This is a genomic window from Thermus amyloliquefaciens (assembly GCF_000744885.1).
Taxonomy (GTDB): Bacteria; Deinococcota; Deinococci; order Deinococcales; family Thermaceae; genus Thermus; species Thermus amyloliquefaciens.
In genome coordinates this window covers 639,130-661,851 of the sequence record NZ_JQMV01000003.1, presented here as the reverse complement: position 1 = coordinate 661,851, position 22,722 = coordinate 639,130, and the positions used below count along the sequence as shown (strand labels likewise).

General features: G+C 67.7%; 21 protein-coding genes. 14 read left to right on the top strand and 7 right to left on the bottom strand.

Annotated features, from left to right (window positions below):
* Window positions 1-115: 115 nt before the first annotated feature.
* The 4 genes from rodA to BS74_RS03780 are packed head-to-tail and all read right to left on the bottom strand — an operon-like array spanning window position 116 to window position 2,531.
* Window positions 116-1,195, bottom strand: a complete 1,080-nt coding sequence (gene rodA, locus BS74_RS03795) for a rod shape-determining protein RodA (RefSeq protein ID WP_038056215.1) — start codon at window positions 1,193-1,195, stop codon at window positions 116-118.
* 6 nt (window positions 1,196-1,201) lie between these two features.
* Complete coding sequence (gene minE / locus BS74_RS03790; RefSeq protein ID WP_038056213.1) at window positions 1,202-1,423, bottom strand: cell division topological specificity factor MinE; 222 nt, start codon at window positions 1,421-1,423, stop codon at window positions 1,202-1,204.
* Window positions 1,423-2,226, bottom strand: a complete 804-nt coding sequence (minD, locus tag BS74_RS03785) for a septum site-determining protein MinD (protein ID WP_038056211.1) — start codon at window positions 2,224-2,226, stop codon at window positions 1,423-1,425. The genes minE and minD overlap by 1 nt, the downstream gene beginning before the upstream one ends.
* Window positions 2,223-2,531: a winged helix-turn-helix transcriptional regulator gene (locus BS74_RS03780; protein WP_038056210.1), complete on the bottom strand. Its 309-nt coding sequence runs from the start codon at window positions 2,529-2,531 to the stop codon at window positions 2,223-2,225. Before BS74_RS03780 ends, minD begins: the two co-directional genes overlap by 4 nt.
* 89 nt (window positions 2,532-2,620) lie before the next feature.
* Between BS74_RS03780 and BS74_RS11860 the strand changes: the two genes are divergently transcribed.
* The 3 genes from BS74_RS11860 (at window position 2,621) to BS74_RS03770 (ending at window position 4,850) form a co-directional block, all read left to right on the top strand.
* The gene (locus tag BS74_RS11860; RefSeq protein WP_185747686.1) at window positions 2,621-2,758 is read left to right on the top strand and encodes a hypothetical protein; all 138 of its coding nucleotides are present in this window, start codon (window positions 2,621-2,623) and stop codon (window positions 2,756-2,758) included.
* A gap of 9 nt (window positions 2,759-2,767) precedes the next feature.
* Window positions 2,768-4,312 carry an acyl-CoA mutase large subunit family protein gene (locus BS74_RS03775; protein WP_038056208.1) on the top strand — a complete coding sequence of 515 codons (1,545 nt, stop codon included), beginning with the start codon at window positions 2,768-2,770 and terminating at the stop codon, window positions 4,310-4,312.
* A gap of 151 nt (window positions 4,313-4,463) precedes the next feature.
* The gene (locus tag BS74_RS03770) at window positions 4,464-4,850 is read left to right on the top strand and encodes a nuclear transport factor 2 family protein (RefSeq protein WP_038056206.1); all 387 of its coding nucleotides are present in this window, start codon (window positions 4,464-4,466) and stop codon (window positions 4,848-4,850) included.
* A 62-nt stretch (window positions 4,851-4,912) separates the two neighbouring features.
* On the opposite strand, the gene acs (BS74_RS03765) is transcribed toward BS74_RS03770, so the two are convergent.
* Window positions 4,913-6,859, bottom strand: coding sequence for an acetate--CoA ligase (gene acs / locus BS74_RS03765; protein ID WP_038056205.1), 1,947 nt, complete (start codon window positions 6,857-6,859; stop codon window positions 4,913-4,915).
* A 127-nt stretch (window positions 6,860-6,986) separates the two neighbouring features.
* On the opposite strand from acs (BS74_RS03765), the gene BS74_RS03760 reads away from it, so the two are divergent.
* From BS74_RS03760 to BS74_RS12300, 11 genes are all read left to right on the top strand, one after another.
* Window positions 6,987-9,518, top strand: a complete 2,532-nt coding sequence (locus BS74_RS03760) for an AMP-binding protein (protein ID WP_038056203.1) — start codon at window positions 6,987-6,989, stop codon at window positions 9,516-9,518.
* Window positions 9,496-11,379, top strand: a complete 1,884-nt coding sequence (gene acs / locus BS74_RS03755; RefSeq protein WP_038056198.1) for an acetate--CoA ligase — start codon at window positions 9,496-9,498, stop codon at window positions 11,377-11,379. The genes BS74_RS03760 and acs (BS74_RS03755) overlap by 23 nt, the downstream gene beginning before the upstream one ends.
* Window positions 11,380-11,565: 186 nt before the next feature.
* Window positions 11,566-11,814 carry a DUF4212 domain-containing protein gene (locus tag BS74_RS03750; protein ID WP_038056196.1) on the top strand — a complete coding sequence of 83 codons (249 nt, stop codon included), beginning with the start codon at window positions 11,566-11,568 and terminating at the stop codon, window positions 11,812-11,814.
* Between the two features lie 9 nt (window positions 11,815-11,823).
* A complete protein-coding gene (locus tag BS74_RS03745) occupies window positions 11,824-13,566 on the top strand; it encodes a sodium:solute symporter family protein (RefSeq protein WP_038056194.1) in 1,743 nt (580 codons plus the stop codon).
* Between the two features lie 37 nt (window positions 13,567-13,603).
* Complete coding sequence (locus BS74_RS03740; RefSeq protein ID WP_038056192.1) at window positions 13,604-13,969, top strand: hypothetical protein; 366 nt, start codon at window positions 13,604-13,606, stop codon at window positions 13,967-13,969.
* Window positions 13,929-15,677 carry a DUF294 nucleotidyltransferase-like domain-containing protein gene (locus BS74_RS03735; protein ID WP_038056190.1) on the top strand — a complete coding sequence of 583 codons (1,749 nt, stop codon included), beginning with the start codon at window positions 13,929-13,931 and terminating at the stop codon, window positions 15,675-15,677. The genes BS74_RS03740 and BS74_RS03735 overlap by 41 nt, the downstream gene beginning before the upstream one ends.
* The gene (locus tag BS74_RS11855; protein ID WP_185747685.1) at window positions 15,674-15,850 is read left to right on the top strand and encodes a hypothetical protein; all 177 of its coding nucleotides are present in this window, start codon (window positions 15,674-15,676) and stop codon (window positions 15,848-15,850) included. Before BS74_RS03735 ends, BS74_RS11855 begins: the two co-directional genes overlap by 4 nt.
* Window positions 15,847-18,345 carry an ATP-binding protein gene (locus BS74_RS03730; protein WP_038056188.1) on the top strand — a complete coding sequence of 833 codons (2,499 nt, stop codon included), beginning with the start codon at window positions 15,847-15,849 and terminating at the stop codon, window positions 18,343-18,345. The genes BS74_RS11855 and BS74_RS03730 overlap by 4 nt, the downstream gene beginning before the upstream one ends.
* Entirely contained in the window at window positions 18,320-18,679 is a 360-nt protein-coding gene (locus BS74_RS03725) for a response regulator transcription factor (RefSeq protein ID WP_038056186.1), read from the top strand. Before BS74_RS03730 ends, BS74_RS03725 begins: the two co-directional genes overlap by 26 nt.
* Window positions 18,676-20,091 carry a sensor histidine kinase family protein gene (locus BS74_RS12940; RefSeq protein ID WP_281173166.1) on the top strand — a complete coding sequence of 472 codons (1,416 nt, stop codon included), beginning with the start codon at window positions 18,676-18,678 and terminating at the stop codon, window positions 20,089-20,091. The genes BS74_RS03725 and BS74_RS12940 overlap by 4 nt, the downstream gene beginning before the upstream one ends.
* Window positions 20,013-20,585 (top strand): 3'-5' exonuclease, encoded by a 573-nt coding sequence (locus BS74_RS12300; RefSeq protein WP_245606131.1) that lies wholly within the window; start codon window positions 20,013-20,015, stop codon window positions 20,583-20,585. The genes BS74_RS12940 and BS74_RS12300 overlap by 79 nt, the downstream gene beginning before the upstream one ends.
* Here the strand turns inward: BS74_RS12300 and purD are convergent.
* Together purD and purN are read right to left on the bottom strand one after the other, a co-directional pair.
* Window positions 20,575-21,828 carry a phosphoribosylamine--glycine ligase gene (gene purD / locus BS74_RS03715; protein WP_038056179.1) on the bottom strand — a complete coding sequence of 418 codons (1,254 nt, stop codon included), beginning with the start codon at window positions 21,826-21,828 and terminating at the stop codon, window positions 20,575-20,577. The genes BS74_RS12300 and purD overlap by 11 nt on opposite strands.
* Window positions 21,825-22,715, bottom strand: coding sequence for a phosphoribosylglycinamide formyltransferase (gene purN, locus BS74_RS03710; RefSeq protein ID WP_185747684.1), 891 nt, complete (start codon window positions 22,713-22,715; stop codon window positions 21,825-21,827). Before purN ends, purD begins: the two co-directional genes overlap by 4 nt.
* Window positions 22,716-22,722: the final 7 nt, after the last annotated feature.

The window sequence follows — 22,722 nt, the reverse complement described above, 5'->3', positions numbered from 1 at the left end:
GGCGCGCCCTCTAGGGCAAGGCACCCCTCAGGGAGCCGCCACCTCCAGAAGGAAAGAGCCGTAGCTAACGAGGTTTTTCTGGAGCCCCAAGGCGGCGCAAGCCACGAAGGGGTACTCAGGGCGCAGCCCGGTCCCGGTGCACCAAAAGGACCAGCCCCAGGGAAAGGAGGGTGGCCATGAGGCTGGAACCCCCGTAGGAGAAAAGGGGGAGGGTTAAGCCCGTCACCGGCATTACCCCCAACGCCACCCCCAGGTTCACCACCACCTGGAAGCCCAGCATCCCCCCCACCCCGGCCAGGAAGAGGCGGTCGGCAAGCCGGGGGCACTCCAAGGCCATGGCCAAGAGCCGCACCAGGAGGAGGGCGTAAAGCCCCAGGAGGGCCAGCGAACCCACAAACCCCCACTCCTCCGCAAAAACGGCGAAGACGAAGTCCGTGTGGCGGAAGGGGACAAAGCCCAGCTGGGTTTGGGTACCCTGGCCATACCCTTTGCCGAAAAGCCCTCCGGAGCCGATGGCGATGGTGGACTGGATCACCTGAAAGCCCTGGCCCAGGGGGTCCCGGTAGGGGTCCAAGACGATGAGGACCCGCTCCCGCTGGTAGGGCTTGAGGTTGGGCCAGACCACGGTGGGCACCAGGAGCACCAGGGCGAGAACGCCCACCCAAAGGTGCCTCCAGGGCAGGCCCCGCACAAAGAGGACGGCAAAGACGCCAAAGAGCACCACCAGGCTCCCCCCCAGGTCCGGCTGGAGGAGGAGGAGCAGGACCACGGGTGCCGTCAGGAGGCCGGGCAGGAGATAATCCGAAACCCGGCGCACCTCCCGGGCCTCCAGAAGCCGGGCCAAGGCCAGGATGAGGCCCAGCTTGGCCAGCTCCAGGGGCTGGAACTGCAAGGGTCCCAGGACGAACCAGGCCTTGGCCCCGTTGATCTCCCGACCAAAGGCCAGCACGGCCACCAAAAGGAGAAGGGAAAGGGCGTAAAGGGGGTAGGCCAGGGCGAAGACCTGGCGGCGGGAAAAGAACTGCACCCCCACCGCCAGGAGGAGGCCCAGGCCGAAGGCCAAAAGCTGGCGGCTCAAAAGGCCAGGCTCAGGGGCGGCGCTTCGCAGGTTGAAAAGCCCCAAAACGGCGATGGTTACCGCCAGGAGAATCAGGCCCCAGTCGTAGGCCAAGAGGTTTGGGCGGCGGAGGACCATGGGTTTTTACCGTAGGGGAATATCGGCGATCAGGACCATCTTCTCCCCCCGCTCCTCCAGGGCCACGGAAAGCCCCTCCTCCTGGGCGGGGAAGTAGCGGCGGAGCACCTCCAGAAGGTCCCGCTTCAGGTTCTCCACCAGGCCCGGGGAAAGCTTGGCCCGGTCGTAGGCCAGCACCAGCTTGAGCCTTTCCTTGGCCTTCTCCTTGCTCTTCCTCCGCCACCACATCAGCGACCTCCGAAGAGCCTACGGATCACCGACAAAAGCCCCTGGGCCTCCTCCAGGTTGCGGAAGGGTACCTCCTCCCCGCGGATCCTGCGGGCGGTCTCCATGTAAGCGATGGCGGCTGGGCTCGTCCCTTTAAGCACCAAGGGCTCCCCCTGGTTGGTGGAGATGAGCACCTGCTCGTCCTCGGGGATGATGCCGATGGGCTTAAGCCCCAGGATCTCCACCACGTCCTCCACGGAGAGCATGTCCCCCCGGGCCACCATCTTGGGCCTCAAGCGGTTGATGATGAGGAAGTTTTCCCGGATCTCCCGGGCCTCGAGCAGGCCGATGATGCGGTCAGCGTCGCGGACGCTACTCACCTCCGGGTTCACCACCACCAAGGCCCCTTCCGCCGGGGTGGCGGCGGTCTGGAAACCCTTCTCAATGCCGGCGGGGGAATCTATGAGCACCCGGTCAAAGCCCTCCTCCGTCAAAAGGTGGTGTACCAGCTCCCGGAACCTGGCGGGGTCCAGGGCCTCCTTGTCCTTGGTCTGGGAGGCGGGGAGGAGGAAGAGGTTCTCCACGCGCTTGTCCCGGATCAGGGCCTGGCGCACCTTGGCCCGCCCCTCCAGCACGTCGATGAGGTCAAAGACCACCCGGCCCTCGAGGCCCATGACCACATCCAGGTTGCGGAGGCCCACGTCCACGTCCACCACCGCCACCTTCTCCCCCAGCTTGGCCAAGGCCGCCCCCAGGTTGGCGGTGGTGGTGGTCTTCCCCACGCCCCCCTTGCCCGACGTCACCACGATGGCTCTAGCTTTCACCGCTTCCCCTCCTGTACCACATCCAATATCGCATCCAACTCGCCCAAAAATTCCAAAACCCGCTTGCCCCGCGGGGTCAAGAGGTATTCTACCCGGGGGGGCACCTCAGGGTAGGCCTGCCGCTGGACGAACCCCAGAAGGTGGAGCTCCCGAAGCCGCTCCGCCAAGGTCCGAGGGGAAAGGCCCAGGAAGGACTCCAGGTCGGAAAAGCGGGAGGTTCCGCGGCTTAGGGCGAAGAGCACCTCCGGCGCCCCGCGCCGTGCCAACACCTTGAGCATCTTGCGGGTGTTCTTGGAGAGGGCCATGGCCCAATCCTAGCAAACACCGGCAATAGCTATCCACGGGTAAAGCCTTGCCCCCCCATCGCCACGCCCCAAAGGGGTAGGCTAAAGGGATGAAGGGGGAGATCAAGCCTGACTGGAAGGACTTCCTGGCCCTGGTGCTGGCCATGTACAGCCTGCTGCTGCCGCCCCTCCTCTTGCTTTTCGGGGTCCTCTTCCTCTTCCTTTTCCTCGTGCGGATTTTCCTGTAAAACTAGGGCATGGAAGGCCTCTTTGAATCCCTGCCCGAAGGTTACCGGGAAAAGCTGGGCCGCCCTGGGGAGTATCCCTTTACCCGGGGCATCTACCCCCGGATGTACCTGGACAGGCTCTGGACCATGCGCCAGTATGCGGGCTTCTCCACCGCGGAGGAGTCCAACGCCCGCTACCGATACCTCCTGGCCCAGGGCCAGACGGGCCTAAGCGTGGCCTTTGACCTGCCCACCCAGCTGGGCCTGGATCCCGACCACCCCATGAGCGTGGGGGAGGTGGGCCGGGTGGGGGTGTCCATCGCCACCCTGGAGGACATGCAAAAGCTTTTCGAGGGCATCCCCTTGGACCGGGTTTCCACCAGCATGACCATCAACGCCCCCGCCATGATGCTCCTGGCCCTCTACCTCCTGGTGGCGGAGGCCCAGGGGGTTTCCTGGGACAAGGTCTCCGGCACCGTGCAAAACGACATCCTCAAGGAGTACTTCGCCCGGGGCACCTACATCTACCCTCCAGGGCCCTCCATGCGCCTGGTGACCGACATCTTTGAGTTCTGCGCCCGCCACGTGCCCAGGTGGAACACCATCTCCATCTCCGGCTACCACATCCGCGAGGCGGGCTCCACCGCCGCCCAGGAGATCGCCTTCACCCTGGCGGACGGCAAGGCCTACGTGCGGGCCGCCCTGGAGCGGGGCCTAGAGGTGGACGAGTTCGCCCCCAGGCTCTCCTTCTTCTTCGCCGCCCACGGGGATATCTTTGAGGAGGCCGCCAAGTTCCGCGCCGCCAGAAGGCTTTGGGCCCGCATCATGCGGGAGGAGTTCGGGGCCAAGGACCCCAAGAGCTGGATGCTCCGCTTCCACACGCAAACGGGAGGCTCCACCCTCACCGCCCAGGAACCCTTGAACAACGTGGTGCGCACCGCCTACCAGGCCCTGGCGGCGGTGCTGGGGGGCACCCAGAGCCTCCACACCAATGCCTACGACGAGGCCCTGGGCCTCCCCACGGAGAAAAGCGCCCTTCTCGCCCTCCGCACCCAGCAGATCCTGGCCTACGAGAGCGGGGTGACCCGGGCGGTGGACCCCCTGGGGGGAAGCTTCTACGTGGAGCACCTCACGGAGGAGCTGGAACGGGAGGCGGAAAGGCTCATCCGGGAGATCGACGCCCTGGGGGGGGCGGTGGCCGCGGTGGAGGCGGGGTATTTCCAGCGGGCCCTCGAGGAATCCGCTTGGCAGTTCCAGAAGGAGGTGGAGGAGGGGAAGCGCATCATCGTGGGGGTGAACCGCTTCGCCGACCCCCAAAGCCCCCTCAACGAGCCCACCCCGGTGCAGCGCATCGACCCCGAGCTCCACGAAAGGCGCAAGCGGGAACTGGCGGAGTTCAAGGCCAAGCGGGACGGGGAAAGCGTGCGGGTGGGCCTGGAAAGGTTGCGCCAGGCCGCCAGGGGGGAGGAGAACCTCTTCCCCTACGTCCTCGAGGCCTTCCGCCGCCGGGCCACCTTGGGGGAGGTCTGTGGGGTCTTGAGGGAGGAGTGGGGGGAGTACCAACCTGGGAGGTGAGAAGGCCCCGCCAGGGCGGGAAAAGGCACCTTCTTGGCTACCCCGTGTGGCCCAAGCCACGGCGGAGGCCCCGGGACCATCACGGCGGATCACCCAAGCCCGCAACCCGCGCTCCTAGGTATCCGCGGAAAGGGCTAAGGAGGAGGTGGGGATGGAAGGCGAAGCGGAACTCTGGGATTTTCTGGAAAGGCACCTAAGGAGCATCTATGAGGGGGATCCTGAGGGCTACCGGGCCACCACCCACGAGGAGCTCTCCCTTTACGAGTGGTTCGTGACCCCGCACCGGCTGGACGGCCTCCCCTTCCACCTCTACATGACGGAGCGCCGCTTTGCCACGGGGGGCAGGCCCTACCGGATTGACCTCTTGGAAAAGCGCCTCCAGCGTTACGGGGACGTGGCCATCTTCACCTACACCCTCCTCCTCACCGTGGAGGAGGAGGGGGGGCTTAAGCACCGGACGGTGAACGAAAGCCGGGTGGCGGTGCGCTTCCCTGAGGGGTGGAAGGTGGTTCACGTGCACAAGAGCCCGGCCCAGTAGCCAGGCCCCCCGCAAAACCCAAGGGGGGCCGGGGATCCCCGGCCCCCCTTGCCCCCGAAGGGTCAGGCCCCTTCCTTGAGGCGCTCCACCACCGACCGGTCCTCGAGGGTGGAGGTATCCCCCTTGATCTCCTTCTCCCCGGCGGCGATCTGCCGCAGGAGGCGGCGCATGATCTTGCCGGAGCGGGTCTTGGGCAGGGCATCCGTGAAGCGCACCTCGTCGGGCCGGGCGATGGGACCGATCACCTTGGCCACGTGGGCCTTGATCTCATCCCGCAGGGACTCAGAAGGCGCATGGCCCTCCTTGAGGGTCACGAAGGCCACGATGGCCTCCCCCTTCAAGGGATCGGGGCGGCCCACCACCGCCGCCTCGGCCACCGCGGGATGGGACACCAAGGCGGACTCAATCTCCATGGTGCCCAGCCGGTGCCCGGCCACGTTCAAGACGTCGTCCACCCGGCCCAGGATGAGGTAGTACCCGTCCTTATCCCGCCTGGCCCCATCCCCGGTGAAGTAGTTGCCGGGATGCTGGCTGAAGTACTGTTGCAGGAAGCGGTCAGGGTCCCCCCAGACGGTGCGGAGCATGCTGGGCCAGGGACGGGTGATGCAAAGGTGACCACCCTCATCCGGATTCTCCACGGGCTTGTGCTCCGCGTCCAGGATCTCCGGCTTCACCCCAAAGAAGGGTTTGCCCGCATGCCCCGGCTTCATGGGGTGGGCCCCGGGCAGGGTGGTGATCATGATGCCCCCGGTCTCCGTCTGCCACCAGGTGTCCACGATGGGGCACCGCCCCTTGCCGATCACCTGGTAGTACCAAAGCCAGGCCTCGGGGTTGATGGGCTCCCCCACGGTGCCAAGGAGGCGCAAGGAGTCCAGCCGGTGCTTCAGGGGCCAGCCCTCCCCCCACTTCATAAAGGCCCGGATGGCGGTGGGAGCGGTATAGAGGATGTTCACCCCGTACTTGTCCACGATCTGCCAGAAGCGGTCAGGCTCGGGCCAGTTGGGGGCCCCCTCGTACATCACCGTGGTGGCCCCGTTCAAAAGGGGCCCGTAGACCACGTAGGAGTGGCCGGTGATCCAGCCCACGTCCGCGGTGCACCAGTACACATCCTCGTCCTTCAGGTCAAAGACCAGCTTGGTGGTGAGGTAGACGTAGGTCATGTAGCCGCCCAGGGTGTGCAGGACCCCCTTGGGCTTCCCCGTGGAGCCAGAGGTGTAAAGGATGAAAAGGGGCTCCTCCGCCTCCATGGGCTCCGCCTCGCAGCGGTCGGAGGCCGCCTCCATGAGCTCGTGCCACCAGTGGTCCCGGCCCGGGGTCCAGGGCACCTCCTCCCCGGTGCGGCGCACCACCACCACGTGCTCCACGCTGGAGACCTCCCGCAGGGCCTCGTCCGCGTTTTGCTTCAGGGGCACCACCTGCCCGCGGCGGTAGCCCCCGTCCGCGGTGATGAGCACCTTGGCCTCCGCGTCCCGGATGCGCTCGGCCAGGGCCCCGCTGGAGAAACCGCCGAAGACCACGGAGTGGATGGCCCCGATGCGGGTGCAGGCCAGCATGGCGATGGCCGCCTCGGGGATCATGGGCAGGTAGATGGTGACCCGGTCTCCCTTCTTGACCCCCAGGCGCTTCAGAACGTTGGCAAACTTCTGCACCTCCCGCCAGAGGTCGTGGTAGGTGAGGACCCTCTCCTCCCCCGGTTCCCCCTCCCAGATGAGGGCCGCCTTGTTGCGGCGCCAGGTGGCCACGTGGCGGTCCAGGGCGTTGTAGGCGAGGTTGGTCCTGCCCCCCACGAACCACTTGGGGTGGGGCAGGTCCCCCTCCAAGACCTTCTGCCAGGGATGGAACCAGTGGAGCTCGGAGGCCACCCGTCCCCAGAAGCCCTCCGGGTCCTTTAGGCTTTCCTCGTACAGGCGCTGGTACTCCTCCTCGCTCTTGATGTGGGCCTGCTGGCGGAAGGCTTCGCTGGGATAGAAGACCCGCTCCTCCTTGAGAACGCCTTCAATCCGGTCCATATCCCCTCCTTTGGCTTTTCAGGATAGGCCCCTCCCGGGATGGGGTCAAGAAAAGGGGGGTTTTTCACCATGTACCAAACCCCTCTTTTCTTGACATGAGGGCCCTAGCAAAAGAACATGGACGCAAATGGCCAGGAAGAGAAGCCTCTCCACGGTCCAAGCGGCCTTGCGCATCCTGGCCTACCTGGCCGAGCACCCGGAAGGGGTGGAGGTGAAGGAGGTGGCCCGCGTCCTGGGCAAGAGCCTCTCCACCGCCTACGCCCTGCTGAACAGCCTGGCGGAGGAGGGCTTCGCCGTGAAGACGGAAAGGGGGTACCGCCTGGGCCAGGCCAAGCCCCTCCGGCTGGAGACCACGCCCCTGGAGGAGGCCTTGGAGGAACTTTACCTCCGCACCCGGGAGCGGTGCTACCTGGCCCTTCTGACCCCGGAAGGGATCCGGCTGAAAACCCGGGGGCGGCAGGGCCAGCCCCACCCCCTGGGCGATGCCCTGCCGAAGGAGGTCCACGCCCTGGCCCTGGGCAAGGTGCTCCTGGCCTACGGGGCCCTCCCCCTGCCTCCCCTGGTCCCCAAAACCCCCTACACCCTCACGGACCCCCAGGCCCTCGAGGCGGAGCTCACCCGCATCCGGGAGTCCGGCCTGGCGGTGGAAATGGAGGAGTACGCCCCGGGGCTTTCCGCCCTGGCGGCCCCGCTTTTTGACCCGGAGGGCAAGCTTCTGGGGGCCTTAGGGGTGGTGGTTCCCGCCCGGCGCTTCCCCTTTGCCTTCAGCCGCCTGGCCCGCTCCCTTTCCGAGGTGGCCCAGGTTTCCCCGTACCTCAAGCCGCCAGAGCCCCCCTCCCTGCCCCCGCCCCCGGAGGCCAACCTGAGGGTGGAGGTGCTCACGCCCCCTCCCCCCTTGCGGGAAAGGGCCAACCTCAGGGATTACCCCGAGGCCCACCGGGCGAGCCTCGAGGACCCCGAGGCCTTTTTTGGCGGCTTCGCCAGGGAGTTCCATTGGGAAACCCCCTGGCAAAGGGCTTTTGATCCGGAAAGCCGCACCTGGTTTGCGGGAGGGCGCACCAACGCCGCCCTCAACGCCCTGGACCGCCACCTGCCCGAAAGGGCCCAGCAGGTGGCCCTCCTCACCCTGGACGGGGAGGGGGAGGTTGCCAAATGGACCTACCGGGAACTGCGCGACCTCTCCGCCCGCCTGGCCGGGGTGCTCCTGGGCCTGGGGGTAAGGCCTGGGGACCGGGTGGCCCTCTACCTGCCCACCGGGGTGGAGGCGGCCCTAAGCCTCCTGGCCTTGGCCCGGATAGGGGCGGTCCACGTGGCCCTACCCGTGGGCCTAGGTCCGGAAGCCCTTAGGGAAAGGCTTTGGCAAAGCCAAGCCCGCCTGTTGATCGCCGCCGACGGTTACTTCCGCCGGGGCCAGCTCATCCCCTTGAGGCCGGTGGTGGAGGCAGCCCTTGCGGGCCTTGACCTGCCCGTGCTCTGGCACACCCGGGGCACCACGGAGTTCCTGGAAAGGGCCTCGGAGGGGAAGCCCGCGGAGGCCGTCCCCGTTCCCGCCCAGCACCCCCTCTTCATCCTCCACACCTCGGGCTCCACGGGAAGGCCCAAGGGGGTGGTCCACGGCCACGGGGGGTACATGGTGGGGGTGAGCTGGGCCCTCCGGTACCTCTTTGACCTGAAGCCGGGGGAGGTCTTCCACACCACCGCCGACCTCTTCTGGGTGGTGGGGCACTCCTTCGGCCTCTATGCCCCCCTCTTCCTGGGGGGTACCAGCCTCCTGGTGGAGGACCGGCCGGACCACCCCAGCCCCGCGGCCTTTTACGAAAGGCTGGGGCGCCTTGGGGTGGACGTGCTCCTCACCTCCCCCACGGTGCTCCGCACCCTCCGCCGCCACGGGGAAGCCCGGCCCACCTCCTTGCGCCTGGTGGGAAGCGTGGGCGAGGCCTTAGCCCCGGAGGTGTGGCGCTGGACCCGGGAGAACCTGGCCTGGCCCCTGGACAACTGGTGGCAGACGGAGCTGGGGACTCCCGCCCTGGCCACGCCCCTCACCCTTCCCGCCAAGCCCGGCTTTGTGGGCGTCCCCATGCCCGGGGTGGAGGCCCGGGTGGTGGACGCCGAGAGCCGGGTCCTGCCCCCAGGGGCCAAGGGCCACCTGGTCCTCCTCAGGGCGGGGCCCGCCCACATGGTGGACCTCCTCGGGGGGGAAAGCCCCTGGCGGGGAGGGCTGTACTGGACGGGGGACCTCGCCACCTGGGACGAGGAGGGCTATTTCCGCATCCTGGGACGCACGGACGAGGTCATTAAGGTAGGGGAGGCCCGGCTGGGCACCGCCGAGGTGGAGGCGGCCGCCCTCACCCACCCCCAGGTGGCGGAGGCCGCCGCCATTGGCATCCCTGGGGAGGAGGGGGAGGAGATCGTGGTCTTTGCCGTCCCCAGGAAGGAGGTGCCCGAGGAGCTCAAGGCCCTACTGGCGGAGAAGATCAAGGCCCACCTCCTGCGGCACCTGGGACCGGTGCCCCCACCCCGGATCGTCTTCGTGGAGCGCCTACCCCGCACCCGAAGCGGCAAGATCCTAAGGCGGCTATTGAAGGCGGAACTCCTGGGCCTAGACCCCGGGGATGTTTCCGCCTTGGAGGAGGAGTATGGCGGTGGAAAAGCTTCTTAAGGCAGAGGAACGGCTTTGGGCCCCAGAGGAGGTGCGCCGCAAGGCAAATCTCCAGAACTTTTCCGAGGTCTACCGGCAAAGCCTCGAGGACCCCGAGGGGTTCTGGGGGGCGTGGGCCAAGAGGTTCTATTGGGAGAAGCCCTTTGAAAGGGTGCTGGAGTGGAACCTTCCCGAGCACCGCTGGTTCTTGGGGGGCACCACCAACGCCGTCTACAACGCCCTGGAACGGAACGTGGAAAGGGGCCTCAGGAACAAGGTGGCCCTCCTCTACCTCTCCGAGGACGGGCGGGAGGAGAAGCTCACCTATGGGGAACTCCTGGACCGGGTGCGCCGCCTGGCCACGGGGCTTAAGCGCCTGGGGGTGGCGAAGGGGGACCGGGTGGTCATCTACATGCCCCTGACCCTCGAGGGGGTGCTGGCCATGCTGGCCACCGCCTACCTGGGAGCCATCCACAGCGTGGTCTACGCGGGGCTTGGGGTTTCCGCCTTGCGCGAGCGCATCCTGGACGCGGGGGCCAAACTCCTCATCGCCGGGGACGTGAGCTACCGGAGGGGCAAGGGGGTGGACCTCCGCTCCATCGTGGAGGAGGCCATCAAGGACCTCCCCCTCCAGGTGGTCTGGTTCCAAAGGGCCATCCGGACGGAGCTCCCCGAAGGCCACCACGACTTCCAGGAGCTCCTCTGGAGCCACCCCCCGGAGGCCCGGGCGGAGATGGTGGACGCGGAGCATCCCCTCTTCATCCTCTACACCTCGGGCTCCACGGGAAAGCCCAAGGGCGTGGTGCACGTGCACGGGGGGTACATGGTGGGCACCACCTACCACCTCCGCACCTTCTTTGACGTGAAGGACGACGACGTCTACTGGGCCACCAGCGACATCGGCTGGATCGTGGGCCACTCCTACATCGTCTACGCCCCCCTCCTGGAAGGGGTGACCAGCGTCCTCCGGGAGGGCGCCCCCGACTACCCCGACCCCGGGGCCTTCTGGCAAGCGGTGGAACGCCACCGGGTGAACGTGATGTTCACCGCCCCCACCGCGGTGCGCCTTTTCATGAAGTACGGCCCCGAGTGGCCCGGGAAGTACGACCTCTCCTCCTTGCGCCTCATCGCCGTGGCCGGGGAACCCCTAAACCCCGAGGCCCTGCGCTGGGCCTACCAGCACCTGGTGGAGGGGGGCAGGCGGGGCTTCGTGGCCGACAACTGGTGGCAGACGGAGCTGGGGGGCCCCACCCTGGGCACCCCCCTCGTGCTCCCGGCCAAGCCCGGTTTCGCCGGGGTGGCCCTGCCGGGGGTGGAGGCGGAGGTGGTGGACGAGGAGGGGAAGCCGGTAGCCCCGGGCCAAGGAGGGCTCCTGGTGCTCAAGCGCCCCTTCCCCCACATGATGCGCACCGTCTGGGGCAACCACGACCGCTACCTCCAGTACTGGCGGGAGGTGCCGGGGAACGTCTACGTGGCGGGCGATGTGGCCAGCAAGGACGAGGAGGGTTACTTCAGCGTCCTGGGCCGGGCGGACGACGTCTTGAACGTGGCGGGCCACCGCATCGGCACCGCCGATGTGGAAAGCGCCTTGGTGTCCCACCCTGCGGTGGCCGAGGCGGCGGTGATCGGGGTGCCCGACCCCCTCAAGGGGGAGGCCATCAAGGCCTTTGTGGTCCTCCGCCTGGGCCAGGCTCCCTCGGAGGAGCTCAAGGAAAACCTGGTGGCCCATGTCCGTCGGGAACTGGGGCCCATCGCCACCCCTTCGGAGGTGGTTTTCCTGGACAAGCTCCCCAAGACCCGCTCCGGCAAGATCCTCAGGCGGCTCTTGAAGGCCAAGGAGCTGGGCCGCGACCCCGGGGACCTTTCCACCCTCGAGGAGTAGCCTTCCCTCCGCGGGGGGGCGGGGAAGCCCCGCCCCCCTTTGCGTGGGGAAACCCCACCTTTTTCGCATGCCCGCAAAGCCAAGGTTTCTTGACACCCCCCTCATCCTTTCCTAAGATGGCCGCTAACCGCGAGGGAAGCTGACAAAAGGAGGCGCAAAAGCGCTTCCCAAGCGGGGGAGGGAGCTATGCACAAAACAGAGGAGTACTGGAAGGCCAACACCTCGCTCATACGAAACCTGCTCCTCATCTGGGCGCTGGTTTCGTACGTCTTCGGCATCCTCCTGGTGGAGCCCCTGAACGGCATCCGCCTGGGAGGGCTTCCCCTGGGTTTCTGGTTCGCGCAGCAGGGAAGCATCTACGTCTTCGTGATCCTCATCTTCTACTACGCCTGGAAGATGGATCAGCTGGACCGGCACTACGGGGTGCATGAGTAGGGGTGGAAGATGAGCGTTGAAACCTGGACCTATATCATTGTAGGCCTGACCTTTGCCGCCTACATTTACATCGGCTACGCCTCGAGGGTGCGGGAAACCGCAGGGTTCTACGTGGCGGGCCGCGGGGTACCCGCCATCGCCAACGGAGCCGCCACCGCCGCCGACTGGATGTCCGCGGCCAGCTTCATCTCCATGGCGGGCCTCATCTCCTCCATGGGCTACGACGGTGCGGTCTACCTCATGGGCTGGACCGGGGGGTACGTCCTCCTGGCCCTCCTCCTGGCCCCCTACCTGCGCAAGTACGGCAAGTACACGGTGCCGGACTTCATCGGGGACCGCTACTACTCCCACACCGCCCGGGCGGTGGCGGCCATCGCCACCATCTTCATCTCCCTCACCTACGTGGCTGGGCAGATGCGGGGCGTGGGCATCGTCTTCAGCCGCTTCCTGCAGGTGGACATCGCCACCGGGGTGATCATCGGGGTGGCCGTGGTGGCCTTTTTCGCCGTTCTGGGAGGCATGAAGGGCATCACCTGGACCCAGGTGGCCCAGTATTCGGTGCTGATCATCGCCTACCTGATCCCCGCCATCGCCATCGCCAACGTACTCACCGGGAACCCCATTCCCCAGCTGGCCTTCACCTTCAGCGACCTGGTGAGCCGCCTCAACCAGATCCAGGTGGACCTGGGCTTCACCGAGTACACCAAGCCCTTCCAGGGCAAGCCCATGATCGACATCCTGGCCATCACCCTGGCCCTGATGGTGGGCACCGCTGGGCTTCCCCACGTGATCATCCGCTTCTACACCGTGCCGGACGTGCGCTCCGCCCGTTACTCCGCCGGCTGGGCTCTCCTCTTCATCGCCCTCCTCTACACCACCGCCCCGGCAGTGGCGGCCTTCGCCCGCTACAACCTCATCTCCACCCTGAACGGCAAGACCCTGGAGGAGGTGCGCCAGATCGACTGGGTGGCCAAGTGGGAAAAGACCAAGCTCCTGGCCTTCGTGGACAAGGACGGGGACGGCAAGGTCACCTTCGCCCCTGGCCGGGCCTTCGCCTTAAAGGGCGGCAGGCCGGACTTCAACACCCCCGATGAGAAGAGCAAGAACGAGGTCCACTTGGACAACGACATCATCGTCCTTTCCACCCCGGAGGTGGCCCGGCTCTCCCCCTTCGTGATCGCCTTGGTGGCGGCGGGCGGTCTGGCTGCGGCCCTCTCCACGGCCGCGGGGCTTCTTTTGGCCATGTCCAGCGCCATCTCCCACGACATCTACTACCGCATCTTCCGCCCGAACGCCACCGAGGCCCAGCGCCTCCTGGCCGGGCGCATCGTGATCCTCCTGGCGGTGATCCTGGCCGGCTACTTCGGGGTGAACCCGCCTGGCTTCGTGGCCCAGGTGGTGGCCTTTGCCTTCGGTCTGGCGGCGGCAAGCCTCTTTCCCGCCATCCTCCTCGGGATCTTTGACAAGCGCATGAACCGCGAGGGGGCCATCGCCGGCATCCTGGTAGGCCTCATCTTCACCGCGGTGATGATCGGGATGATGCGGGCGCCCCAGATCTTCGGGGCCCCAGCCCCGGTGATCCCCAACCTCTTTGGCATCAGCGCCGAGGGCGTGGGCGTCATCGGCATGATCCTGAACTTCATCGTGGCTTACCTGGTCTCCCGGGCCACGCCTCCGCCACCAGAGCACATCCAGCACCTGGTGGAGGAGATCCGCATCCCGAAAGGAGCAGGCCAAGCGGCGGAACACTGAGCAAGAAGGGGGGCTTCCGCCCCCCTAAAATGTCCTTATGCCCCTCCTCTACCTGAGGTTTTACCTGGGAAGCCTGGTGGTCCTCTTCGGCTTCTACCTGAGCGGCCACTACCTTTTGGGCTTGCCCTTCCCCACCCCCAGCGTGCTTTTCCAGATCGCCCTGGGAACCGCCTTGGGGATGGGGTTGGGTATCCTTTACCACCGGCTTTGGCCCCTCCCGCCTCCGGGCATTGGTCGCGTGGTGCGGCTTTTCATCCTTCTACCCCCGGCCTTCATGCTGGGGATAGGCCTTTTAATCCTGCTCCAAGCCCAGGTGGCCCTGCCCTACCTCATACCCCTGGTGGCTTGGCTAACCCCCAACTATGGACCCCCGGAACACTCCACCCCTAAGCACCCTTCCTGAGAGGGAACGGGAGGCCCTCCTCCGCGAGGCCCTGGAGGAGGTCTATCCCCCAGGTTCCTTGCTTTTGGAACAGGGGGGGGCGCCTGCGCAAAACCTCTACCTCCTCCTGGAAGGTCAGGTGGCTCTTCTGGATGGGGAAGAGGAGGTGGGGACCCTGGAGGCGGGGGAGTTTTTCGGCTTCCCCTCCCTCCTCTCCGGGGAGCCCCCTTCCTTAAGCGTGGTGGCCAAAACCCCCATCAGGGTCCTGGCCTTCCCCAAGGAGGCCTTCCAGAGGCTTTTGGCCTACCCGGAGGCGGCCCGCTTTTTCGGCCAGGGCCTGGTGGAACGGGTGCGGCTTAGGGTGGCCCCGGAACCCTCCCTCTTCGCCCCGGTGAGAAACCTGGTGCACCGCCCACCCGCCTTCATCCCCCCCTCGGCCACGGTGGAGGAGGCGGCCCGAAGGATGCGCCAAGAGGGCATCTCCAGCCTGCTGGTGGAGGGGGAGCCCCTGGGGATCCTCACGGACCGGGACCTAAGGAACCGGCTCCTGGCGGAGGGCCGCCCCCCTTCCACCCCCGTGGGGGCGGTGATGACCACCCCCCTTTTCTCCCTTCCCGCGGACACCCCCATCTATGAGGCCCTGGCCGCCATGGTGGAGCGGGGGATCCACCACCTCCCCCTCACGGAAGGGGACCGGGTGGTGGGGGTGGTCACCCACACCGACCTCCTCCTGAGCCGGGCGCAAAGCCCCCTCCTCCTCCTAAGGCGGATCGAGAGGCTGGAGCTGGAGCGGTATAGCCTCGAGGTGGCCTCCTTGGTGGAGGCCCTCTTCCAACGGGGCCTGGGCGGGGTGGAGATCGGCCGGGTGGTGGCCTCCCTGAACGACGCCCTCATCCGCCGCCTGGTGCGGGAGGCGGAAACCACCCAAGGGCCCCCTCCCATGGCCTACGCCTTCCTGGTCTTCGGTTCGGAGGGCAGGCGGGAGCAGGCCCTTCTCACCGACCAGGACAACGCCTTGGTTCTGGAAGGTGACGGCCACGAAGCTTACTTCCAGGCCCTGGCGGAGCACGTGGTGGGAGGACTCCTCCGGGCGGGCATCCCCGAGTGCAAGGGAGGGTACATGGCCACCCGCTGGCGCAAGCCCCTTGGGGAATGGCAGGATACCTTCCGCCGCTGGATGGAGGCCCCCGAACCCCAGGCCCTCCTGGAAACCCAGATCTTCTTTGACCTGCGCAAGGCGGCGGGTAGCCTTTCCCTAAGGCCTTTGGAGGAGACCATCCTGGAGGGAAGCCGGAAAGGGGTCTTCCTCTACCACCTGGCCCAGGCCAGCCTGGCCTTCCGTCCCCCCCTGGGCCTCTTCGGCCGGGTGCGCACCGAGGAGGGTTTTGTGGACCTGAAGCGGCACGCCATCGCCCCCATCGTGGCCCTGGCCCGGCTGTATGCCCTCATGGCGGGAAGCCTGGCCAAGGGCACGGTGGAGAGGCTCAAGGTGGCGGCGGAAGGGGGCACCCTAAGCCTCGAGGGGGCGGAACGCCTCGAGGAGGCCTTCCGCTTCTTCTTCTCCCTGCGCCTGAAGCACCAGCTAAAGGCCTTGGAGCAGGGAGGGGAGGTGAGCAACCGGGTGCTTTGGTCCAGCCTATCCCCCGGGGAACGGCGGAAGGCCCTGGAAGGCTTCCGGGCCATCGCCGAGATGCAGGAAAGCACCGCAAACCGCTTCCAGCTGCGATGAAGGAGAGAGCCCTTGCCCTCTTCCTCCTGGCCCTTTTCCTCTTCCTCTTCCCCGTGAGCCTGGTCTTCCCCCTGCCCCTTGGGCCCCAGGGGCTTCCTCCCCTTTACCTCTACCTTTACGGCTCCTGGGGCCTGGTGGTGCTCCTGGCCTACCTGCTGTTCCGCCGCCCATGAACCCCCTTGTCCTCTTTCTGAGCCTTTTCCTGTACCTGGGCCTCCTCTTCCTGGTGGCCCTCCTGGGGGAGGGGCGGGGGCGCGCCTTGGCCCAAAGCCCCTGGGCGTACACCCTTTCCCTGGCGGTCTACGCCACCGCCTGGACCTTCATGGGAAGCGTGGGCCGGGCGGCCACGGAGGGGGCCAGCTTCCTCCCCATCTACCTGGGGCCCACCCTGGTCCTCCTCCTGTGGCCGTTTCTCCAGGAGAGGCTGCTTTCCCTGGCCCGCGCCCACCGCCTCACCTCCTGGGCCGATTTCCTCTACCTGCGCTTCGGCCACGGCCTCCTCGGCCCCCTGGCCGCCGGCTTTTTGGTGGTGGGCCTCCTCCCCTACCTGGCCCTGCAACTCAAGGCCATCGCCCAGGCCTTCCTCTTCCTCAGGGGCGAGGAGGAGCCCCTCACGGACATCGCCCTGCCCACCGCCTTGCTCCTGGCCCTCTTCGCCATCCTCTTCGGCACCCGCCGCCTGGACCCTTCGGAGCGGCACCAGGGCCTGGTGTTGGCGGTGGCCTTTGAGTCCCTCGTGAAGCTCCTGGCCCTCCTCCTCGTGGGAGGGGTGGTGCTGTGGCAGCTGGGAAGCCCCTTCCCCCAGGTCCAGAACCGCCCTGAGCTCCTCTCCCTCCTCCTCCCCCCGGAGGGCCTTGCCGGTTACCTGGAGTGGGTAAGCCTCGTCCTCCTCTCCGGCCTGGCCTTCCTCTTCCTGCCCCGCCAGTTCCACGTGAGCGTGGTGGAGAACACCGACCCCCAGCACCTTCGCCTGGCGGCCTGGGCCTTCCCCCTGTACCTCCTCCTCATCAACCTGCCCGTCCTGCCCCTGGCCCTCTTTGGCCGCCTTCTCCTGCCCGAGGGAAACCCGGACCTCTACGTGCTGGCCCTGCCCATGGAGCTGGGGAGCGCCCCCTTGGCCCTGCTCGCCTTCCTGGGGGGGGTTTCCGCGGCCACGGCCATGGTGGTGGTGGAAAGCCTGGCCCTTTCCATCCTCATCTCCAACCATCTCCTCTCCCCCCTTCTCCTCCGCTTCCGGGCCCTGGGAAGCCTCCTCCTTTGGCGCAGGATCTCCATCCTGGCGGTGATGCTCCTGGCCTACCTCTACTTCCGCCTGGCGGGGGAGGCCTACGCCCTGGTGGCCATGGGCCTCATCTCCTTCGTGGCCGTGGCCCAGCTGGCCCCCGCAAGCCTCCTGGGGCTCTTCTGGAAGGGGGCCACCCCCCAGGGGGCCTTGGCGGGCCTCCTGGGGGGGATCCTGGCCTGGGCCTACACCCTGTTCCTCCCGGCCCTGGCCCGCTCGGGGTGGCTCCCCCCCTTCTTTCTGGAGGGCCCCCACCCCCTCCTGCGGCCGGAGGGGCTCCTCGGAGTCCAGGGCCTGGACCCCGTGACCCACGGCTTTCTGGCAAGCCTCACCCTAAACCTGGCCTTGACCCTCGGGGTTTCCCTCTTCACCCGGCGGATGGCCCTGCAGGAGGAGCGCACGGGGGAGGTGGAGGAGCTGGCGGCCCTCCTCCGGCGGGTGTTGGGGCTGGAGGCGGAGGAGGCCTTCCGCCGCCAGGCCCACACCCTCCCAGGCCGGGAAGCGGCGGGGCTTGCGGAAACCCTGCTGGCGGGCTCCGTGGGGCCCGCCACCGCCAAGCTCCTCCTCCTTTCCGTCACCCGGGCGGTTCCCCCGGAAGCCCTGCGGGAGGAGGTGGAGGAGGCGGCCCGGGAGTCGCGGGAACTCCGGGCTTACGCCCAGGCCCTCGAGGAGGCCAGGAAGGAGCTGGCCGAGGCCTACGAGCGCCTGAAGGCCCTGGACCAGGCCAAGGACGAGCTCTTGGCCGCGGTCTCCCACGAGCTCAAAACCCCCCTCACCGCCGTGCGGGCCCTGGCGGAGATCCTGGAGGCCAACCCCGACCTTTCCGAGGAGGAACGCCGGCGCTTTGTGGCCCTCCTGGCCAAGGAAACCGCCCGGCTCTCCCGCCTGGTGGAGGAGGTCCTGGCCTACACCCGGCTCCAGGCGGGGGTGCCCCTCCTCCGTGGCCCCACGGACCTCCGGGCCCTGGCCGCGGAAGCCCTGGCCCTGGTGGAACCCCTGGCCAGGGAAAGGGGGATTACAATGGAGTCTCACCTGGCGGAGGTCCAAACCCTCACGGACCGGGACCGGGTGCTCCAGGTGCTTTTGAACCTCCTCCACAATGCCCTGCGCCACGCCCGAAGCCGGGTGCGCCTGGAGCTTCTTGCTAACCGGGAAGCCCTCTTCCGCGTCTCCGACGACGGCCCTGGGGTGCCCCCCCAGGCCAGAACCCTGGTGTTTGAGCCCTTCCAGAGCTTCTCGGGGAGCACGGGTCTCGGGCTTTTCCTGGCCCGGAGGCTGGTGGAAAGCCTGGGGGGACGGATCTGGTTGGAGGAGGGGGAAGGGGCCACCTTCGCCTTCACCCTCCCCTTGGAGGTGGAGCATGAGGATTCTGGTGGTGGACGATGAGGAAAGCATTCTGGTGCCCTTGGAGTTTCTCCTGAAGAAGGCCGGGCACCAGGTGGTCCTGGCCCGCACGGGGGAGGAGGCCCTCGAGGCCTTGGCCCAAGGCGCCTTTGACCTCATGGTCTTGGACCTCATGCTTCCGGGCATGGATGGCTTCGCCGTGTTGGAACGGGCCAAGGCCCTCCCCCAGGGCCCCAAGGTCCTGGTGCTCACCGCCCGGGGGCGGGAGGCGGACCGGGCCAAGGCCCTGGCCCTGGGAGCCGAGGCCTTCATGGCCAAGCCCTTTGGCATCCAGGACCTCCTGGCCCAGGTGGAGGAACTGGCGGGGGGAAGATGAGGGAGATCTTGCGCTTTCTTGGGGCACTTCTCCTGGGCCTCCTCCTGGTGGGAGGGACCGTGGGGCTTGGCCTCTTCCTCCTGGTCCAAGGGGAGGAGGACCTGGGAAGGGAACTCCTCCGTCTGGCGAGGGAGAAGCTCCCCACCCTTCTCTTCGTGGGCTTCCTCTTCACCTTGGTGCTGGCCGCCCTCCTTTACCCGGTCTTCCTGGGCTATCTGGCCGCCACCCGGGCCCTGGGCCAGGAGGCGGAGATCGTCCTGGCCAACCCCGGCCACCGCCTGCGCCTCCGGGGGCCCTTTGAGCTCAGGGCCTTGGCGGAGCTCATCAACCGCCTGGCCCAGGAAAAGGAGGCCTTGGAAAAGGAGGTGGCCGCCCGCATCGCTGAGGCCAAATCCCTCCTGGAAGAGGAAAGGCGGAAGCTTTCCGCCCTCATCGGCCACCTTCCCCACGGGGTGGTGCTGGCCAACCCCAAGGGCCAGGTCCTCCTCTACAACCCCAAGGCCCGGGAGCTCCTGGGGGAGGGCCTGGGGGTGGGCAAAAGCCTCTTTGGCCTCCTGGACCGGGGGCTTATGGTCCACGCCCTGGGACTCCCGGAGGAGAGGTTTTTGACCCAGGGGCCCAGGGGACCGCTTAGGCTCCAGGTGGTGCCCTTGGAGGGAGAGGGGGGGTTTTTGGTCCTCCTGGAGGAGGCCCGGGAAAGGGAAGGGTGGGATGCCGCCCTCCTCCACCGCCTTAGGGACAAGCTGGCTGGGCTCCAGGCCCTGGCGGAGGCCCTGGGCCAGGAGGCCAGGGGAACGCCCCTCGAGCCCCTCCTCAAGACCGCCAGGGCCACCGCGGGGGAACTTGGCCAGCTGGTGGCCTCCTGGGAAGCCCCGGCCCAGGCGGCGGAGGTCCTGGCGGAGGACCTTTTCGCCCTCCTGGCCCAGGCCCTGGAGCGGGAAACGGGGGTCTCCCCGGGGTTTTTCCTGGAGGAGGAGGCCAGGGGCCTCCTGGTCCAGGCGGACACCTACGCCCTGGCTCGAGGCCTGGCGGCCGCCATAGGCGATGAGGAAGAGGCCTTCCTGGAAGGGCGGCGGGAGGGCCGCCTGCTCCACCTCACCCTCACCCTGCCCAAACCCCCCACCAGCCCAGCCCCCACCCCGACCTCCCCCCCCTCCTCAAGGAGGCGGCGGAGCGGTCCGGTGGCAGCGCCTGGCGCGAGGGCTTCCGCCTCCACCTCCTCCTCCCCGCCCGGGAGGCGCCCCGGCTCCCCTCCAAGGCCGGCCCTCCCCCCCGGGCCGAGGTCTTTGACCTCTCCCTCCTCCATGCCCCCGAGGAGCTGGAGGAAGCCCCCTTGGAGGGCCTCCTCTACACCGCCTTTGACCTGGAAACCACCGGCCTGGATCCGGAAAGGGACGCCATCATCGCCCTAGGGGCGGTCCACCTCCTGGGGCAAAAGGTGCTCCGCCACGAGGTCTTCGAGGCCTTGGTGGACCCTGGGCGCCCCATCCCCAAGGCCTCCACCGAGGTCCACGGCCTCACCTGGGAGATGCTGAAGGGAAAACCCAAGCTGCAGGAGGTGCTCCCTGGGTTTCGCCTGTTCCTGGAGGACACGGTGCTCCTGGCCCACAACGGGGCCTTTGACATGGCCTTCCTGGAGCGGGTGGGCCTCCACCAACCCCCCCTGGTGGATACCCTGCTCCTTTCCTACCTCCTCTTTCCCGACCTGGAGGACCACCGCCTGGAAACCCTGGCGGAGCGCTTCGGCGTGCCCGTGATCGGCCGGCACACCGCCTTGGGAGACGCCCTCATGACCGCAGAGGTCTTCGCAGGAATGGTCCCCCTCCTCAAGGCCAAGGGCTACCGGACCCTGGGGGAAGTGCTCCAGGCCTGCGCCCGCCTCCCCCTGGCCCGGCTCAAGTACTAGCCCGCCGCAGGGCCTTCTGCCCGATGTCCCGGCGGTAAAGAGCCCCGGGGAAACCCACCTGGGGAAGGTAAGCGTAGGCCCGGCTCAGGGCCTCCTCCAGGTGGCGCCCCAGGCCCACCACGTTCAGCACCCGCCCCCCTGCGCTCACGAAGGCCTCGCCCTCCCGCCGGGTGCCCGCGTGGAACACCAAAACCCCCTCGGGGGGCTCAGGGATGCGGAGGGGGATGCCCTTCTTGGGGCTTTCCGGGTAGCCGGGGGCCGCCAGGACCACGCAGGCGCTGGCCCCTTCCCGCCAGGAAAGCCGGGCCCCCGCAAGCCGCCCCTCCGCCACCCTTAGGGCCAGCTCCACCAGGTCGCTTTGCAAAAGGGGCAGAAGGGCCTGGGCCTCCGGATCGCCAAAGCGGGCGTTGAACTCCAGCACCTTAGGGCCTTCCCGGGTGAGCATGAGCCCGGCATAGACCACCCCCCGGTAGACCACCCCTTCCGCCCGTAGACCCTGGATGAGGGGCCTTAGGATCTCCTCCTCCACCCGCCGCAATGTGGCCCCGTCCATGGGGTAGGGAGCCACCGCCCCCATCCCCCCGGTCATGGGACCCTGGTCCCCGTCCAGAAGGCGCTTGTGGTCCTGTGAGGGCAGGAGGGGCAAGATGGTCTCGCCATCGGTGAGGGCCAGCACCGTGGCCTCCTCCCCCTCCAGGTACTCCTCCACCACCACCTCCCCCCCCTCGGGACCGGAAAGCAGGTTCGTCACCGCCTGCTTAGCGGTGTGCAGGTCAAAGGCCACGGTGACCCCCTTGCCCGCCGCCAGGCCGGAATCCTTGATGACGATGGGCACCCCCACGCGCTCCACGTACTCCAGGGCGGAGAGGGCATCCTGAAACACGCGGTACCGGGCCGTGGGGATGCCGTAGCGCTCCATGAGCTTCTTGGCAAAGGCCTTGGAGCCCTCGATCATGGCGGCCTTCTGGGTGGGGCCGAAGATCCGAAGACCCCGCTTCTCAAAGGCATCGGCGATGCCCTCCACCAAGGGGGCCTCAGGACCCACCAGGGTGAGGTCTATCCCCTCGCCCAAAGCCCATTCCGCCAGGACCTCCACGTCCCCATTCCAGGGAACCAGCTCGGCCAAAGCGGCCATCCCGGCGTTGCCAGGGGCAGCGTAGAGGCGATCCACCAGGGGGCTTTGCGCCGCCTTCCAAAGGAGGGCGTGCTCCCTCCCGCCGGAACCCACCACCAGCACCTTCATAGGGGCAATTCTACCCGCCTTAACCCCTCCTCGGCCCTCAGGCGAACCTCCTCGGGGAGCTGGGCCAGCTCCTGGCGCAAGGCGGGATGGTCTTCCGCCAGCAGATGGGCGGTGAGGAAGGCACCCCGGGCCCAGTCCCCCCCCTGGCCCAAAAGGGCGGCGGGCACCCGATCCCTTAAACCCCAGGCGGAAAGCAGGGCCGCAACCCGGAGATAGAGGGGCTTCTCCCGCGGGGAAAGCCCCTGGAAGCGGGGCCAGGCCTCCCCAAGAAGGGCCTTCAGGCCCTCCCCTGGGGGGAAGGCGAGCCCGGAGAGGACCAGGCGCACCGCCTTGGGGTAGAGGCGGTGCTCCAGAAAAAGCACCCGCCTTTCCAGGGTTTCCGGGGTATCCCCGGGCAGGACGGGCACCCGCCCCTGCAGGACGATGGGGCCGGTGTCCATGCCCTGGTCCACGAAGTGCACCGTGGAGCCGGTCTCCTTTTCTCCCCCCTCGAGGACCCTTTCGTGCACCCGAAGCCCGGGGTAGTCGGGAAGGAGGGAAGGGTGGATGTTGAGAAGCCGCCCGTACCAGGCCTCCACAAAACCCGGGGAAAGGAGGCGCATGAAGCCGGCCAGGAGGACCAGGTCCACGCCCCTGGCCCGCAAGAGGGCCTGGGCCTCCGCCTCAAAGCTCCTCCGCCCCCGCCAGGGGATGGCCACCGCCTCTACTCCCCGCCTCTCCGCCCGCTTTAGGGCGTAGGCCTCCGGGTTGTCGGAGAGGACCAGCACCACCTCCCCCCAGGGGTTTCCGGGGGGGAAGGCCTCCAGGAGAGCCTCCAGGTTGGTGCCCCGGCCCGAGGCCATCACCGCCATCCGGGCAGGGCGGCCCAAGGGAAATGGGCTCAGCATAGGCCTA